Below are 17,223 nucleotides of genomic sequence, written 5' to 3' on the forward strand. Positions count from 1 at the left end.
ACGATGCTACAACAAGGACAGCAATTTCCATTAACGATTAAACGATTAGGCATTAACGGAGAAGGGGTCGGCTATTTTAAAAAACAAGTGGTGTTCGTTCCAGGAGCGCTTCCAGGAGAAGAAGTCGTCGTCCAAGCGATGAATGTGTACCCAACGTACACAGAAGGAAAAATGGTGCGCATACGAAAACGATCCCCTCATCGTGTTAAGCCGCCTTGTCCGGTATATGAACGGTGCGGTGGATGTCAACTGCAACATCTTGACTATAACGCGCAATTAGAGGCAAAACGCGATATCGTCATTCAAGCACTAGAACGCCATAGCCAATTAAATATAGAAGCACTTCATATTCGTCCGACGATCGGAATGGAAGACCCATGGCATTATCGCAATAAAAGCCAATTTCAAGTCGGAGTGAAAAAAGGGCGTGTCATCGCTGGACTTTACAGCATGAACTCGCACGAGCTCGTTGACATTGATCGCTGCTTGATTCAACATGACGCGACTAATCGCGTCACAACGGTCGTGAAAACAATTTTACAAGATTTGCGCATTCCAGTTTATCACGAACGAAAGAAAACAGGTGTTGTGCGCACGATTGTCGCCCGAGTCGGATTTTACACTGGCGATGTACAGCTTGTCATCGTGACAGCGACGAAAGAACTGCCGCGCAAACAGCTATTTGTAGCGGAAGTAAAACGTCGCCTGCCGGAAGTAAAATCGATCGCTCAAAACGTGAACGGTCAAAAAACGTCGCTTATTTTTGGCGATGAAACGATCGTTCTCGCAGGTGAACCGTACATTCAAGAAGTGCTCGGCGACTTATCTTTTGAGCTATCGGCTCGCGCCTTTTTCCAGCTTAATCCGATTCAAACGATTAAGCTATACGACGAAGTAAAAAAAGCAGCAGCCCTAACGAAAAATGAACGGGTCGTTGACGCATATTGCGGCGTCGGCACAATCGGGCTTTGGCTCGCTCGCGAGGCAAAAGAAGTGCGCGGCATGGATACGATCCCCGAAGCGATTGACGATGCGCGCCAAAATGCCGAACGTCACGGCTTCACCAACGTCACTTATGCGGTTGGAAAAGCGGAAGTATTGTTGCCAACGTGGGTGAAAGAAGGGTGGAAACCGGACGTCATCGTTGTCGACCCTCCGCGAACAGGCTGTGACAACGCTTTATTAAAAACGATGTTACAAGTGAAACCGAAAACAGTCGTGTACGTTTCTTGTAACCCATCCAGCCTTGCGCGCGACATCGACACCCTTGCGAAACAATATCGCGTCGAATACATTCAACCGTTCGACCTTTTTCCACATACAGCGCATGTCGAGAGTGTCGCGAAGTTGGTGCGGAAGTAATGAATGAAAACGATGTCACCATCGAATTAATAAGCGGAAGCTACGAAAAATTGTTTTGGAGAAGCATCCATCGTAAAAAAGCACATAACCGAACATGGTTACGTGCTTTTTTATCGATGAAAATGGGGTGTGATTACAACGTTGCGGAAGACGGTTTCAAAACACGATGTGAATCAAGTCAAAGAAGACGCAATGGAAGGAACTCGGTTAAGTGGTTTGTAGTATGAGATTGGGATCGTTTAGGAGGAATAAACATGTTTTCTATTGATCAGGAAATGAAAAAGTTATCAGAAAAACACTTGTTCTTTTCTTCAAAAGAAGCTTTTAAAAATGCGTTAAAACATCAGCTTCAAGAAAAGTTTCGCGTGATTGAAAACAAGGATTTTCATGGATGTGTAGTCGAGCTTTGGGTAGAAGATCCGAATTCTGAGCAACAACATGCGATATATTGAATGAATAAACTCGCCAGACTAACAATTAAGCAAGAAAATCAATTAATAGAATTAAAACATCACCGTGCTCAAGACATTGGCCGTTATTATTTTCTTAAACAAGTGGAGAAACTCGAAAAGATTACCAAAGGGCGGAATAATATCAAAGGAATCGCGATTCTATTAACGAATGACCATTTGTATTGGAAGGAGCCAACTAGAGCCAATACTGTTGACAGCTATTTTCGAATTCATGAAAACCGTGTTTTGACTGGAGAATTGAAATGGCTGGAACATGCTTCGGCCGGAATGATAAAAGACCGTGAAAATCCGATCGTTATTAAAGGAACTTATAAACTACAATGGCAACATTATTCAACCGTTAGCAATGAAAAGCATGGAGAATTTCATTACTTAGCCGTTCATGTAGGAGAGGATAGATAATGAAAACAGACATAGGCGAATACATAGTAGGTGGATATTTAAAAGTCATCAAACAATGTGACTTTGTCGATTATAACGTTCGTATGCCAGGCGGCGGGCTGAAAGGATTGAGTGAACTCGATGTTGTCGGATTAGATTTTAAAACAAAAACAGCGTATTTATGTGAAGTGACGACACACATACGTGGTTTGCTTTATGGCAATAATCAAACGACCGTTGAAAAGATAAAGCAAAAACACGAAGTGCAAAAAGAATACGCCGAATTATTATTAAAAGACTTTCCTAATCGTATTTACATGTTTTGGTCACCTTATGTGCCAGAGGGATATATCACTACAGAGTTGGGAAAGATCGAGACGCTTCAATTAGTGATTAATAAAGATTATACTCACTGTATTGAAGAAATGAGAAAATTCGCAGCGAAAAATACAAATGACTTAGGGAATCCATTTTTAAGGGTGCTGCAAATTCTTGAACATTTAAGATAAAGAAAAATTTGCTTTATTAATCATGGCAAACAGTGCCTGTCACTGTTCTCCAAACGATATATCGCTAGTCTGAGAAGAAAGCTCGCTCAAGCAATGGGGCGTGATGATATTGCGGAAAACATTTTAGTCACTACAGAAGAAGGATACGCATGGAAAGCAGACATTCCATCGATCGTCCTTCGTAACGGATAAAAGCCCAGTTACGATTTCGTAACCGGGCTTTTTGTATACTTAGGATACAAACTGATGAGGAGGATGGTAACAATGAATTTAATGAAATTAGAAATGATGGATGCAACTGCTCGCATCGCGGAGGCACTACAAATGAGAGGGTTATTTGTAGAAGTAAAAGACGATTTTATTATCTTAACAGACGGGAACACAAAAGCAGATATCAGCAAAGTTCGTGAGTTGCTTCATCATCTCGGTATTCCAACCTTTTGGCAAGGAAACAAATTTCAAGTATTGGTTACCCGTGTGCCAATTTCGATGATGAAACGCATTATGAATACACCAGGACGGGAGTTTCAAATTTTCATGGAAGGCTATCACTACAAATGGAAGCCGTTCGTCCAAAGACGATTCGGCATCAAAGTGAATGCGTTAGATTTGGATGCGAACATGGCAATGTTTGTGAAATCATTGAATCTTGCAGGCATCACGGCTCTCGCAGGATGTAACGGTCATCACCGCTATGCTCCGAATGTTCAACTTTCAGGAGTATTCCAAGGCGCATGGTTTGAAGTGATTCAAGAAAAATATTTGAGCAACTGTTCTCTTCACTACAAATGGAACGTTCATTACGGAAACGAATCCGGCTCCTGCATTATCGCTGATAAAGGCGAAGCGGAACGCTGGGATATGAATTTAATTTATCAAGATGCGGTGCAGATGGCGCAAATCATCCAAAAGCATGCAGCGGAAATCCGTGAGCTAAAGCGAGCGACTTTTAAGCGAAAGGGCGAGATGAAGGAACAGGCGAAGCGGTTTGTTGAGAAGAAAGAGTTTGCGCACCTTGTGGGGTGGATGAAAGAGAAAGTAGGGAAATGATCGAATAATCTCGTTTTTGGATAATAAGTAGAGTGGAACAACCTTCGTATGTGGGCTAGTAGGTACCACTCGAGAACAGTTGAATGGATAAGGGAAGTTCGGGTGGTGTTCGCCATTCGTGTTGAGGGGGCAACGTTTGGGGGTTGTTGGGTGACTTGATGAAGTTGTTTTCCAAAACTTGAAGGAAAAGTTTTAAATATGGAAAATATAGCGAACAGTGCTTGGCACTGTTCGCTAAAAAGCACTCTGAGGGATGCTTATCACAATCTATCAACAATGGCATTAATAGCATCAATACACGTATTTAAAAAATCTTGATTTACTTGCGGTGTTCTATCAAATATTTCATGCTTTCCAGTAGGTGTATCTCTAAATGGTAACCCTTTTGCAAAAGCAACTACTCCCGTCGTTTGGAAATCTCTCACTTCTACAACACCGTCTCTTTGATAATCAGTAAATGTAAAAACCTTCGGGTGGGAAATCATTAACTCTTTAATATAATTATCAATAGACGTAAAAATTGACTGATAAGCTGATGCTGGCCCCATATATTGAGTTAATCTATTTTTTACAATTAGATGAATCAAAGGCAAAGTTCTTTCTACTGATTTTAGGCGTGTTGCAAATGAGGATTCTTGGTAAATAGTTGGTATATGAATTCCGTGAACTAATGAAAAGACATTTTGAATTGCTCTTTTGGAAGAATCATCAGCCATTACTGGAAGTACTAATCGTTCAGCAGCAGCTAAAGCTATTTGTGTATAAATAGAAAAACTCGGGTTAGTATCAATAAAAACATCCCTATATTTATCATCGGTTATTTTAATAAAATCGTTTATCCAGTCAATTACTGCTAGCCATGGATTTATTCCCGGTAAACTGGTATTCGATAAAGTAGCTATGGAATTTGTTTGAACCTCGACTAATTGATCCCCTGCTAATAATTCTATATTGGGAGGAACTGCACTATTAAATTCATTTGGAATGCTTATGTAATCATCTATATTTATTTCAGGAACTGTATAAGGTGTAGAAATCCTACTTTGGAAATAACCACCAACTGATTTTCTGGGTGTTTGTTGATGAAGTATATTGAGATTTTCTGCACCGTTTCCTAAAAGTCCTCCAAATAATAAGTCTGAAAGGTTAGCTTGAGGACATAAATCAATCACCAGTATTTTTGAGTTTGGATTCCTTCTAGCGTGTTCAAGAACAGTTTGAAATATTAAACTGGTTTTTCCTGTTCCACCCTTATTATTCCAAAAAGCATATCTAGTCATAGCTATTCTCCTTTTCTAAATATTTAAGAGTCCCGAAAATATTCAACAAAAGGAGTCATATTCCTACAACATTTATTCGTCAAATATCGACATTATTTACGTCTAATCGCCCCGCGCCCCTGCTTATACGTGTCGCGGCGAACGCCCACTAGCTCCATTATATCGCGCATACTCATTCGCTGTTCTTTTTTCTTCGTCTTAGCGAACAGTGCTTGGCACTGTTCGCTATATGGGATGGATTAAATCGAACGTGTAGCTCTCTTCTTGTCACCAATCAGTAATAACCGGGAAGAATTTGAGACTAAAAAACATTGTAAAATATTGTCGAATGTCTGTTGTTGTAAAATAATGTCGAGTATAATGAAAGTATATATTATGTACGGTAACATAAGTGCAATAGTGAAATTTTACATTTGGGAGGTCCAATTTGTGGCAACACCGTATCAGAGCAAATACTTTGCTTATGAATTAACGAAACAAAATTCCTCGTGTTCGATAGGTCGCTTAAGTCAGTCGCTCATTAATGCTACGGTCGATTTAAACCCACATCAGGTGGAAGCAGCTTTATTCGCCTTTCGTGCTCCGCTAGAGAGAGGGGCTATCTTAGCCGATGAGGTAGGATTAGGGAAAACTATTGAAGCAGGACTTATTATTAGTCAATTGTGGGCAGAAAGAAAACGGAATATTCTCATTATCGTACCATCTCCGCTAAGAAAACAGTGGAATCAAGAACTTTTGGAAAAGTTTTATATCCCGTCTATTATTCTAGAAAGTAAAAACTTCAACGAGATGGTACGATCTGGGCATCGCAATCCTTTCTTCCAACAAGATCAAATTGTCATCACTTCGTATCAATATGCTCGAAATAAAGCAGATATGCTACAAAAAGTATCTTGGGATTTAATTGTCTTCGACGAAGCGCATCGCATGCGGAATGTGTACAAAAAATCAAATAAAATTGGACGCACACTGAGAACAGCAACAGCTGGTTATCCAAAAATCTTATTGACGGCGACGCCATTACAAAACTCTTTAATGGAATTATACGGGCTTATTAGCTTTATCGACCCTCATATTTTTGGAGATGAAACAACGTTTAGACGTCAATTTGCTCGCGGCACAAAAGAAATGTCGGAAATGGATTTTATTGATTTAAAGCAACGTATTAAACCTGTTTGCCATCGTACTTTAAGACGGCAAGTAACCGAGTATGTAAATTATACACAGCGTATTCCAATTACTCAGGAATTTATGCCAACGAATGCGGAGTGGGAATTATACGAAAAAGTATCCGCGTACTTACAGAGAGAACAACTCTTTGCTTTACCGACAAGTCAGCGGGCATTAATGACGTTAGTCGTACGTAAATTGTTAGCCTCTTCTTCCTTTGCGATTTCTGACACATTGTTTTCTCTAATTAAACGACTCGAGCAGTTACTAGTAGAACTAGAGCGCGGAAAAACAGAAGTAGCTGCAGAGCATTCAGACGTTTATGCAGATGTTGATGAATTTGACGATACAATGGAAGAGTGGGGAGAAGATGAACAGCAATCATACATAGGTGAATTATCGCTAGGTGAAATGAAACACCTTGTTCAAAAAGAAAAACAAGAATTAGAGGAATATTATTCTCTGGCGAAATCGATTAAAGAAAATTCAAAAGCGGAAGCGTTGTTGATTGCGCTTGAAAAAGGATTTGAGAAATTAAGAATGCTAGGCGCAAACGAAAAGGCAGTGATTTTTACAGAGTCACGCCGAACGCAAGCTTATTTACGTGAATTTCTCGAACGCAACGGCTATACTGGTAAGATTGTATTGTTTAATGGCGAAAACCAAGATGAACAGGCGAAGCAAATTTATGAACAATGGCTAGAAAAGCATCAGCACGATGATAAAATTACCGGTTCGAAAACCGCAGATATGCGTGCGGCTCTCGTTGAATATTTTAAAGAACAAGCATCGATTATGATTGCGACAGAATCAGCATCAGAAGGAATTAACTTGCAATTTTGTAGCCTAGTCGTTAACTATGATTTGCCTTGGAATCCACAGCGGATTGAACAGCGTATCGGACGTTGTCACCGTTACGGTCAAAAGCATGATGTTGTTGTTATTAACTTCTTAAACCGTAAAAATGAAGCCGATAAAAAAGTGTATGAAATTCTCTCGGAAAAATTCCGTTTGTTTGAAGGGGTATTTGGTTCTTCAGATGAGGTACTAGGGTCGTTAGAGTCTGGGGTAGATTTTGAAAAACGAATTCAACAAATATATCAAACTTGTCGTACCGCAGAAGAAATTGAACAAGCATTTAAAAATTTACAAGCGGAGTTAGATGAGCAAATACAATTAAAAATGAAAGAAACGCGTATGCATTTATTGGAGAATTTTGATGATGAGGTTAGGGAGAAGTTACGAGACCATTATCATCAAACAAGCCTACATCTCAATCGCATGGAACGTTACCTTTGGAACTTATCAAAATATGAAGGAGCGAGGGAAGCAACGTTTGATGATGAAACATTGAGCTTTGTCAAAGATCATGAAACATATCAAATGATATCGCAAGCGAAAAAACAAGAACGTTCAAACGTCCATCATTATCGTTTTTCTCATCCGCTTGCTCAAAAATGGATTGAGCAAGCAAAGAAGAGAAAACTTATACCAAAAGAAATTACATTCCGTTATTCTGATTATGAAGGAAAAGTTAGTATTTTAGAGCAGTTGATAGGAAAAGAAGGATGGTTATCGTTAGATTTGCTTCATGTACAATCGTTAGAAAATGAACAGCACCTCGTTTTTTCAGCGGTTGACTTAGAAGGAGAGCAACTCGATCAAGAAATGTGCGAAAAAATGTTTGAATTGCCTGCCGTTGAAGGGGAGGAAGTTGAGCTTTCCAATTCGATTTGCAATACACTTCGTCGAATTAGTGAAGGACAACAAGAAGCGATTTTAAATGAAATTATGGAAAGAGCATCGGCTTATCTTGATTCAGAGTTAGAAAAGCTGGAAAAATGGTCACAAGACTTGAAAAATAAGCTCGAAAAAGATATAGATGAAATGACAGTTGAAATTGAACATTTAAAAAGAGAGGCAAAGCTTACGCGCAATCTAGCAGAAAAGCTTGAAATGAATAAGCAAATTAAGGAGCTCGAAAAGAAGCGAAACGAGATGCGGCGAAATCTCTATGACCAGCAAGATGAAATTGATGAACAAAAAGATCGGCTATTCGAAGAAGTAGAGAAAAGGCTAGAACAGCGCATCTCAACGGAACATCTTTTTACGATAAAATGGAGAATCGTGTAACAGTAGGAGGGAGTACATTGGCTCAAAAACAAAAACTAGAACTAACGTGGATTGGCAAAGACGAACAACCGAAGCTCGAACCGCGCATTCTTCTCGAAGATCCGGAACTTTCCTATCATGCGAAAGAACGAGTGACGGAAAATGATATTTTTGATAATCGACTTATTTTTGGGGACAATTTATTAGCTTTGAAGGCATTGGAACAGGAATTTGCAGGAAAGATTAAATGTATTTATATCGATCCGCCGTATAATACAGGGAATGCATTTGAACATTATGATGATGGATTGGAGCATTCTATCTGGTTAAATATGATGTTTGCTAGACTAAAGATACTTCATAAATTGTTAAGAGAAGACGGTTTTATTTTTGTACAAATAGATAATAATGAGCAAGCATATTTAAAGGTAATAATGGATGAGATATTTGGCAGAAACAACTTTTTAAATATGATTGCTTATGAACGTTCCGGAAGTGCTGGTATAGGACAAGGAGCAACTTTCTTATTAAACAATACTGAATATATTCTAGTTTATGCAAAAGATAAAAAACAAATTGAAAAGATAGAAGCAAAGAGTTATAAGCCTTTGGATAAAGAGATTATGAAGAGATATAACAAAATCTTAATTGATCAGGGTTCAAAAGAATTAATTAAGGAATTTAATTCTAAATCAAATGGACAACCAGTAAAAATTTACATACATAGAAATTATAGGATTGAAACCATCTCCTTGGCTAACTTTAATAATCGAAAAGATGAGATTGAGAGATTATACTTTAAGTATTTTGATTCCATTTTCCGAACAACTAATCCGCAAGCTGAAAATTCATTTCAGAATGAATTAATTAGTTACATGGATAAGGATTGTTTATACTCAGTTGAATATATTCCAAGTCGTGGAAAAGAGAAAGGAATATTAACTAATAAATACTATCTTAATAAGGAGTTATTTGCTTGGTTAAAAGATTCTGCAGAAATAAAAGGTAATCAAGTTGTTAAAACTAATAAAATGGGTGATTTCTGGCGAAACGAGGACATTCCTAAAGCTAATTTAGCTAATGAGGGAGGAGTTAATTTTAAGAGAGGGAAGAAGCCCGAAGCTTTAATTAAGACAATATTAGATATGGTCACTGAAGAAGGCGACTGGGTCCTTGATTCGTTTGCTGGCTCTGGTACGACTGGAGCGGTAGCTCATAAAATGAGACGGCGGTGGATTATGATTGAGCTAGGTGAGCATTGTCATACGCATATTATTCTGCGAATGAAGAGAGTTATTGATGGAACGGATCAAAGTGGGATTAGCAAGGCGGTCAATTGGAAAGGTGGGGGCGGTTTCCGATATTATAAATTGGCGCCAAGTTTGTTGAAGAAAGATAAGTTTGGAAATTGGATCATTAATCCAGAATATAATGCCGAAATGCTGGCGGAAGCGATGTGTAAACATGAAGGGTTTACGTACAATCCAGACCCGGAAGTGTTTTGGAAGCAAGGTCAATCTACGGAGAACGATTTTATCTATACAACCACACAGCTTGTCACGCAACAAATGGTGGAAAGTATTGTCGAGCAAATGAAAGAAAATGAAACGTTGCTCATTTGCTGTAAAGCGTATAACGTTAACGTTGAGGATTTCCCGCAAGTGACGATTAAAAAAATTCCGCAAGCCATTTTAAACAAATGTGAGTTTGGTCGCGACGATTACAGTTTAAATGTCAACAACTTACCAATGAAAGAAAAAGAACCAGAACAATTAGAGCTATTTTAGGGGGGAGAGGTCATGAATCGTATTGTGAGTGCTATTTCATCTCGACTTAGCCTTCGTAAACCACAAAAAGAGTCGTTAGAAATTCTTGCCGAGGTGATTGAGCACTTCGGCTTAAATAAACAAAACGATCCCCAATCATTACAAGAGAAGTTAGCTGCTGTTAACGCGAACTTTCCAAGCGTAACAGATTTTGAACGCGAATTTCCTTCGCTCTGTTTTGCTTTGGCAACAGGCGTCGGGAAAACACGGCTAATGGGGGCGTTTATCGCTTACTTACATATGGCAAAAGGAATTCGCAACTTCTTTGTGTTAGCACCTAACTTAACAATTTATGAAAAATTAATCCAAGATTTTACGCCAAATACACCGAAATATGTATTTAAAGGGCTTTCCGAGTTTGCTAATAAACAACCGAACATTATTACAGGGGATAACTATGATCAGCAAGCCATCTTTTTAGCTGATCCGGTAGCTATAAACATTAACATCTTCAACATATCTAAGATTAATAGCGAAGTTAGAGGAGGAAAATCGCCAAGAATTAAACGGTTAAGTGAATATTTAGGGGAGAGTTACTTCGATTATTTGAAATCCCTTCCTGATCTTGTTCTATTAATGGATGAATCGCATCGTTATCGGGCATCAGCTGGAGTCAAAGCAATTAATGAATTAAACCCGATTCTCGGTTTAGAATTAACGGCTACACCGCAAGTGGAAAGCGGAAATAAAACGATTCCATTTAAGAATGTGATTTATAGCTATCCTTTGTATAAAGCAATGGAGGATGGCTATGTGAAAGAACCGGCTGTCGCTACAAGAGAAAACTTTAATCCTGCAAAGTTTAATGAACGTGAATTAGAACGCTTAAAATTGGAAGATGGTATTCGTGTCCATGAAGAAACAAAAGTGGAATTAGAGTTATACGCTCGAGAGAATAATGTAAAATTAGTGAAACCATTTATTCTTGTCGTTGCCCAAGATACGGATCACGCTGAAGAACTTATGAGCATAATTGAAAGCGATGACTTTTTTGAGGGACGTTATAAAGGAAAAGTTATTACCGTTCATTCCAATCAGCGCGGCGAAGAAAAAGATGAAACAATTAAAGAATTGCTTGCTCTTGAAGATCCAAATTCAAAAGTTGAAATTGTCATTCATGTGAACATGTTAAAAGAGGGATGGGACGTCACCAATTTATATACGATTATTCCACTCCGTGCCGCCAATTCAAAGACGTTAGTGGAACAGTCTATTGGTCGTGGTCTCCGTCTTCCATATGGAAAGCGTACAGGTGTATCGGCAGTCGATCGTTTGACGATTATTGCTCATGATAAATTCCAAGAAATTATTGATGAGGCGAATAATCCTAATTCAATTATTCGTCGCGGGGTTGTCATTGGTCGTGATATTGCGCAGACAGAAAAGAAATTAATCACAATTGAGTCGAACGTAGAAGCATCATTAATCGATGAGTTAGTGGGAATGAAGGAATCCCTCACTCCTGAAGAGGAAAAGAAACTAGAAACCAAGAGAAATATTGCAGAAAAAGTAGTGAGAGTAATTTCAAAGCAACAAACGTTATATAGTTCTAAACAATTAAAAGATCCTGTAGTACAACAACAAATTGTTAATGATGTTAAAGGAACGTATACTGTATCCCAGTTGTCCCTATTTGAGGAAGAAACCGAAAAAGTAATAGAGGAGATGGTTGCAAGAGCAGTCGAGTTACTTCCTAATTTGTCTATTGAAATTCCACGAATTATTTTGCAACCGACCGGAGAAATTTCATGGGGCTATCACGATTTTGATTTAGATTGCAGCTTGATTCCGAAATTACAACCAGTTGCGGAAAATATTTTGATTGAGCATTTGCGTACTCATCAAAGGGAAGTATTGCAAATTAAAAAAGATGTCAATACAACAGAAGAGCGCTTAGAAGATTATCTTGTCTTTCATCTAATGGATTATCCAGCTGTTTCCTATGAAGATCATGCCGAATTGTTGTATAAGCTATCGGAGCAGTTGATTACGTATCTTCGCAGTTATTTAAAAACAGAAGATGACGTAAAAAATGTAGTTGTTTACAATCAAAAGCGTTTAGCACAATTGATTTATGCGCAGATGAAAGAACATTATTACGAAGAGCCAACGAATTATGAGGCAATTGTTCGAGTTGGTTTTGATACATTAAAAAGCAGCAGCGTAGCCGTGGACGCCAATGAGGAAGTACGTGATTTCCGACAGCCAGTAGCAAATAAATCAGCGATTCGCAGTATGTGTTTTGGTGGCTTTAAGAAATGTTTGTACCGAACGCAAAAATTTGAATCCGACGCTGAACGAAAATTTGCGGTCATTTGTGAAAGCGACCCATCCGTTTTAAAATGGCTGAAGCCAACGCAAAATCATATCAAAATTTACTATAATCAGACACAAGCGTACATTCCAGACTTCATCGTTGAAACAGATGAAAAAATGTACTTATGCGAAATCAAGGCAACAAACAGAATCGAAGAAGACCAGGAAGTAGCACTCAAAGCACAAGCGGCCATCACATGGTGCCAACACGCTTCCAAGCACGCTCTTGAAAACAATGGAAAAGAATGGGCATATTTATTAATTCCACACGATGATGTAGATTCGAACAAAACGATTAAGGGATTGGAGGCGGTGTATAGAAAGAATTAATGGATTTTAAGAATGACCAAACAAGAAGCTAACTTTTACGTAGCTTGTCGAGTTTTTCGGCAAACTGTAATATTTTGTGTGTTGAAAATATTTTTTGTGTAGTATAAAATTTTCACAAACTATATATCTTTGTTGTTAATTCCCTTATGCCTCATCCTTTCCATAAATTCTTCATTATCTTATAAACTTGGAAGGGATGAGAAATAGATGAAAGACTTTATTTGTTTGTTTTTATTTGCAGTGTTAGAAGTTGGATTATCTTTTTGTAATACAAGCGGTGTTTTCGAGTATTGGTTCGTTTTTTTCAAAGTTTTATTTGAGGATTTTACTTTTAAAATTAAAATCCTGAAGTGGTATATATACTTTGTTTTGAGGAAGATTCGTAAGTAAGTTTGGCGGGAGAGGATGAGCATAATACAGGGGAATTTCTTCTCCTAAAAATTAATAAAGATAAATATAAAAATAGTCGTTTACTTATTACACAAAAATATTATATGTCTCCCGCCAAATTTCCATAAATAACATGCGATTGGAGTGCTTGAGAGGAATATTGCAGACCAGAGAACAATGTAAATGATTTTACGTTACGTATGATGCAGACAGAAGCTATGAGGCTTCTGTCTTTTTTTGTTTTTGTGACATGATTATACAGGATTTTTTGTTAAATTTAGATATTATATCCATTTTGATGCTATAAGATATTTTATCGAGACAGTAGTTAATCAAGAAGCGAAAAGGGCTAGAAAACACTATATACATAAAGGGGATGTTGTAGAGTGAAAGAACTTTCTAATAGAAAGAAGATAGTGATATCTTGTACAGATATTGTCGAAAAAGAAAGTGTAGATGATACAGAAGTTTACTATTTCAATGGCAAAAAATTAGATAAAAAAGCTAATGGAAAAACAGAAATAGAACTTGCGAAAGAAAAAATTACTGAAATTATTAATAAATTTTTGGGAAGGCAATACGAAAATACAATTGTTTTGACCGGAGCAGGAAGTTCGATATTAAAAGAAACTGATATTAATGAGGAAATCGATGAAGGGATTAATATATCCGATCATTCAGGAAAAACTGTGGCTGAGCTAAAAACAGAGATTGAAAAACATCTTAATGATATTCCTAATGTGTTCAGTTTAGATGAACCAGCAAAAAAAGTGAAATATTTACTTGAAGAGGTTTTTAATGGTTTACCAACATAACTTGGGGTTGTTAATATAAAAATGAATATTTTTTCCATGTATAGGTATGAAAAAAGCGAAAACTCTGGTATCGTAATTGTTGACTAGACAAACCACGATAGGAGTTTTCGCTTTGTACAACCAGTTTATCAAATCTATTCTACCATTACCATCTTTTTTTACGATTTCCATGCCTTCTGATGGAGAGCCTGCTGTTTTTCCTGTTCAAGCAGCACCTCAATGCATTCTTTGTCCCATTTGCTTTGGGAAAACCTATCGCCACGATAAAACACTTCGACGTTTTCGTCATAGTTATGCTTGGCATATCGGTACGCTTTGGATTGAATTAGAGGTACGTCGACAACGCTGTAAGAATTGCAATTACACGTTTACTTATGATTATGACTTAGGTCTTGTTCGATCTTCTACTTTAGCTTATCGCCTTCAAATTGTCGATCACTGTCATGGACGGGCCATTTCAGATGTTGCTCGTGAATTTGGATTGCCATACACAACGGTAGAACGTTGGTTTTATACATACGCACCGAAGTAGCTAACAGAAGAAAAACCTTCTAGAATTTGTGTCGATGAATTTGCCCTTCGAAAAGGACATACTTACACGACAAGTGTATTAAATGCCGATACAGGTCATGTTTTAGCGATTATTCCAGGACGAGACGAACAAGCCATTCAATCGGCTCTTTCTTGTGTGGAAGGAACCGTTCAACAAGCTGTGAGTGACTTAGCACCTGCCATGGCGAAAGCGATTCAACATGCCTTTCCGTCTGCGATTCATGTGCTCGATCACTTTCATCTCATCCAATTATTCACGGATGCTCTGAAAAGACGAAGACGTTATTTGAACGAGGCGAAAAAGCATTATAAGGTACGGTTTATGGACCGTTGCTTAGCGTGTGATCCAGCTACACTCACCGAAGAAGAGCGTGGGTTGGTTTCACAATGGCTAAAAGAAGACAAGCATGTATGTCATATATATCAATCCTTACAACACATTCGTTACGTGTTCAAAGCGAAAACGTTTATTCAAGCGAAAAGGCGATTTTCGGATTGGATAAAACGGTTTCAATTTCATACTTGCGGTGCGATTTCAAGTATTGTGAAAGCCCTTGTTTCTCGTGAGAAAGCCATACTCAATACCATTTTATCCACTTTATCAAACGGGATGATGGAGGGCACCAATAATAAAATAAAACTCATTAAAAGGCGAGGGTATGGATACCGAAACAACGCACATCTTTTCTTGCGCATCCGCCTAGAAACGGGAGGGAAATTTGTCACCCCCGACTTTTGGTGATTAACCTTAATATTTCTATTTTTATTAAAATATATATTTACAGATATTTTTTGAAATTGTAAAATAAAACTATGTCATAAGGTGACAAACGGAAGCTATATATTTCAGGTATACGTATAATGTATATTCTGAAGATGGAGAACAACACTGCCTCAAGTTGTTGTTCGACTTGGGAACTTACTTTTAATTATAGTTTCCGTGGAAAGTCTTGCTAATATAGCAAGACTTTTTGTTTGGAGGGATGAAAATGTTGTTAAAGGATATTGAGAACCATATAAAGCAAATAGCAAAAAGAAAAGCAAGTGAATTTCAAAAATACCATAATAACATAGAGTTAATTTACCAACGTGAAAAGAGAAGGGTAAAAAATCCTGGAAAGAAAGAGATTAAAATTCCCGAGGAATGGTTAGTTGATAATAAACACAATCCATTTTATGTTCTTAAGCATCAAAAGCAGATCGCCAAATCTGTTTTTAATAAATTAATTAATGGAACATATAAACCTTTCGAACCGTATTTAAAACAAATACCCAAAAAGAATAGTTCAAAGACGAGATCTGTTCATATATTTCAAATCCCTGATGAAGCCGTTTCAAATTATTTTTATAATAGATTATTGAGCAAGAATAAACATAGGTTCAGTTCTTTTTCTTACGCTTATAGAAAAGATAGAAATGTTCATTTTGCTATACAAGATATTGCACTTGATATAAAACAAAATCCAAGGATGTTTGTCGCAGAGTTTGATTTTCGTGACTTTTTCGGTTCCATTGAACATGAGTATTTAATAAATCAACTTAATCAAAATGGTTTTTTAGTAAGTGAGTTTGAGAAAGACGTAATAAAAGCGTTTCTTAGTCATTTTGAAAAAGGTATTCCTCAGGGGACATCTATTTCTTTATTTTTAGCAAATCTTGCATGTTGGAAGTTAGATAAACGATTAGAAGTAGAGGGACTTAGATTTGCTAGGTATGCAGATGATACAGTTATTTGGTCGGAGAGTTATTCGAAGATTTGTAAGGCCTTTGATATTATTCATGAATTTTCAAAAGAAGCTGGTGTTGAAATAAATTTTGATAAATCCAACGGCATAAGTCTTTTGTCGAAAAAGGGTATGCCTTCAGAATTTAGTACATATAAAACTTCAATAGAGTTTCTTGGTTACCAACTTTCCGGAGATAATGTTAGCATTAAGCCGGATTCTGTGAAAAAAATTAAGAAACATATTAGTTATCTCCTTTATAAGAACTTGATACAACCTTTGAATAAGACCCCTCTTCAGGCTGTGACAATTCCTAGTAATGATAATGATAGTGATTTTGTTACTGCCATTATGCAGATTAGAAGATACTTATATGGAAATTTAAATGAACATATGTTAAGAAATTATTTAAACGGTTCATATAAGCGTCTAAATTTTAAAGGTTTAATGAATTTTTATCCTTTAGTCGACGATGAAGAACAAATGAAGCAGCTTGATAAATGGCTACTGTCTACAATTTTAAATGCTCTAAAAAAAAGAAATAAGCTGCTTTTAAAACACGGGCATAATCGTTCTAACCAGTTTCCATTTAATTTAAACAAAGATACTTTATTGCAGGAGTGTAGACGTAGAAAAATTAACGGCAAAAAGGGGCTTATTGAAATTCCGAGTTTTACAAGAATCTATAGAGCAATTAAGGAAGAATTAGTTGTTAAAGGAATAGAAAGAACTATGCATCCTAAGTCTAATGAATATGATTACTAATAAATGGTTAAGTGCCTGGCACCACTCAAAGATTGTGAGGGGCTTAAAATAGGTATATACGTGTAGAGGATATTTCATTTTACTAGATTATCCATTATAATAACAATAGCATATGGTTAAGGCATCTCAGAGGATAGTAAAATCTCGAGATGCCTTTTTTGTTTTACT

The 17,223-nt window shown here is 37.2% G+C and carries 12 protein-coding genes and 1 pseudogene; 12 read left to right on the plus strand and 1 reads right to left on the minus strand.

Annotated features, from left to right (window positions below; translation table 11 throughout):
• Nucleotides 1–3 precede the first annotated feature (3 nt).
• The 5 genes from rlmD to K1I44_RS06915 all read left to right on the plus strand — a co-directional run bounded on the left by rlmD (nucleotide 4) and on the right by K1I44_RS06915 (nucleotide 3,775).
• Nucleotides 4–1,362: a 23S rRNA (uracil(1939)-C(5))-methyltransferase RlmD gene (gene rlmD / locus K1I44_RS06900; RefSeq protein WP_219985709.1), complete on the plus strand. Its 1,359-nt coding sequence runs from the start codon at nucleotides 4–6 to the stop codon at nucleotides 1,360–1,362.
• A 254-nt stretch (nucleotides 1,363–1,616) separates the two neighbouring features.
• The gene (locus tag K1I44_RS15350; RefSeq protein ID WP_255573268.1) at nucleotides 1,617–1,814 is read left to right on the plus strand and encodes a hypothetical protein; all 198 of its coding nucleotides are present in this window, start codon (nucleotides 1,617–1,619) and stop codon (nucleotides 1,812–1,814) included.
• Nucleotides 1,815–2,237 (plus strand): hypothetical protein, encoded by a 423-nt coding sequence (locus K1I44_RS06905; protein WP_255573269.1) that lies wholly within the window; start codon nucleotides 1,815–1,817, stop codon nucleotides 2,235–2,237.
• Nucleotides 2,237–2,725: a hypothetical protein gene (locus K1I44_RS06910; protein WP_163151121.1), complete on the plus strand. Its 489-nt coding sequence runs from the start codon at nucleotides 2,237–2,239 to the stop codon at nucleotides 2,723–2,725. The genes K1I44_RS06905 and K1I44_RS06910 overlap by 1 nt, the downstream gene beginning before the upstream one ends.
• A 264-nt stretch (nucleotides 2,726–2,989) precedes the next feature.
• A complete protein-coding gene (locus K1I44_RS06915) occupies nucleotides 2,990–3,775 on the plus strand; it encodes a hypothetical protein (RefSeq protein ID WP_255573270.1) in 786 nt (261 codons plus the stop codon).
• 260 nt (nucleotides 3,776–4,035) lie between these two features.
• Here the strand turns inward: K1I44_RS06915 and K1I44_RS06920 are convergent, their stop codons facing one another.
• Nucleotides 4,036–5,055 (minus strand): ParA family protein, encoded by a 1,020-nt coding sequence (locus K1I44_RS06920; RefSeq protein WP_219985710.1) that lies wholly within the window; start codon nucleotides 5,053–5,055, stop codon nucleotides 4,036–4,038.
• 429 nt (nucleotides 5,056–5,484) lie between these two features.
• Between K1I44_RS06920 and K1I44_RS06925 the strand changes: the two genes are divergently transcribed.
• The 7 genes and pseudogenes from K1I44_RS06925 to K1I44_RS06950 all read left to right on the plus strand — a co-directional run bounded on the left by K1I44_RS06925 (nucleotide 5,485) and on the right by K1I44_RS06950 (nucleotide 17,055).
• Nucleotides 5,485–8,358: an SNF2-related protein gene (locus K1I44_RS06925; RefSeq protein ID WP_219985711.1), complete on the plus strand. Its 2,874-nt coding sequence runs from the start codon at nucleotides 5,485–5,487 to the stop codon at nucleotides 8,356–8,358.
• Nucleotides 8,343–10,124 (plus strand): site-specific DNA-methyltransferase, encoded by a 1,782-nt coding sequence (locus K1I44_RS06930; RefSeq protein ID WP_219985712.1) that lies wholly within the window; start codon nucleotides 8,343–8,345, stop codon nucleotides 10,122–10,124. Before K1I44_RS06925 ends, K1I44_RS06930 begins: the two co-directional genes overlap by 16 nt.
• Before the next feature lie 12 nt (nucleotides 10,125–10,136).
• A complete protein-coding gene (locus K1I44_RS06935; RefSeq protein ID WP_219985713.1) occupies nucleotides 10,137–12,809 on the plus strand; it encodes a DEAD/DEAH box helicase in 2,673 nt (890 codons plus the stop codon).
• A gap of 776 nt (nucleotides 12,810–13,585) precedes the next feature.
• Complete coding sequence (locus K1I44_RS06940) at nucleotides 13,586–14,014, plus strand: hypothetical protein (RefSeq protein WP_219985714.1); 429 nt, start codon at nucleotides 13,586–13,588, stop codon at nucleotides 14,012–14,014.
• Nucleotides 14,015–14,183: 169 nt separating this feature from the next.
• The gene (locus tag K1I44_RS15355) at nucleotides 14,184–14,546 is read left to right on the plus strand and encodes a helix-turn-helix domain-containing protein (RefSeq protein WP_255573275.1); all 363 of its coding nucleotides are present in this window, start codon (nucleotides 14,184–14,186) and stop codon (nucleotides 14,544–14,546) included.
• A 21-nt stretch (nucleotides 14,547–14,567) separates the two neighbouring features.
• Nucleotides 14,568–15,308, plus strand: a pseudogene (locus tag K1I44_RS15360) (ISL3 family transposase); the annotation flags it as partial.
• Nucleotides 15,309–15,555: 247 nt separating this feature from the next.
• On the plus strand, nucleotides 15,556–17,055 hold the full coding sequence (locus K1I44_RS06950) for a reverse transcriptase domain-containing protein (protein ID WP_219985715.1): 1,500 nt from the start codon (nucleotides 15,556–15,558) through the stop codon (nucleotides 17,053–17,055).
• Nucleotides 17,056–17,223: the final 168 nt, after the last annotated feature.

It is taken from the genome of Anoxybacillus sp. ST4 (assembly GCF_019448545.1).
In the GTDB taxonomy this organism is placed as follows: Bacteria; Bacillota; Bacilli; order Bacillales; family Anoxybacillaceae; genus Anoxybacillus; species Anoxybacillus pushchinoensis.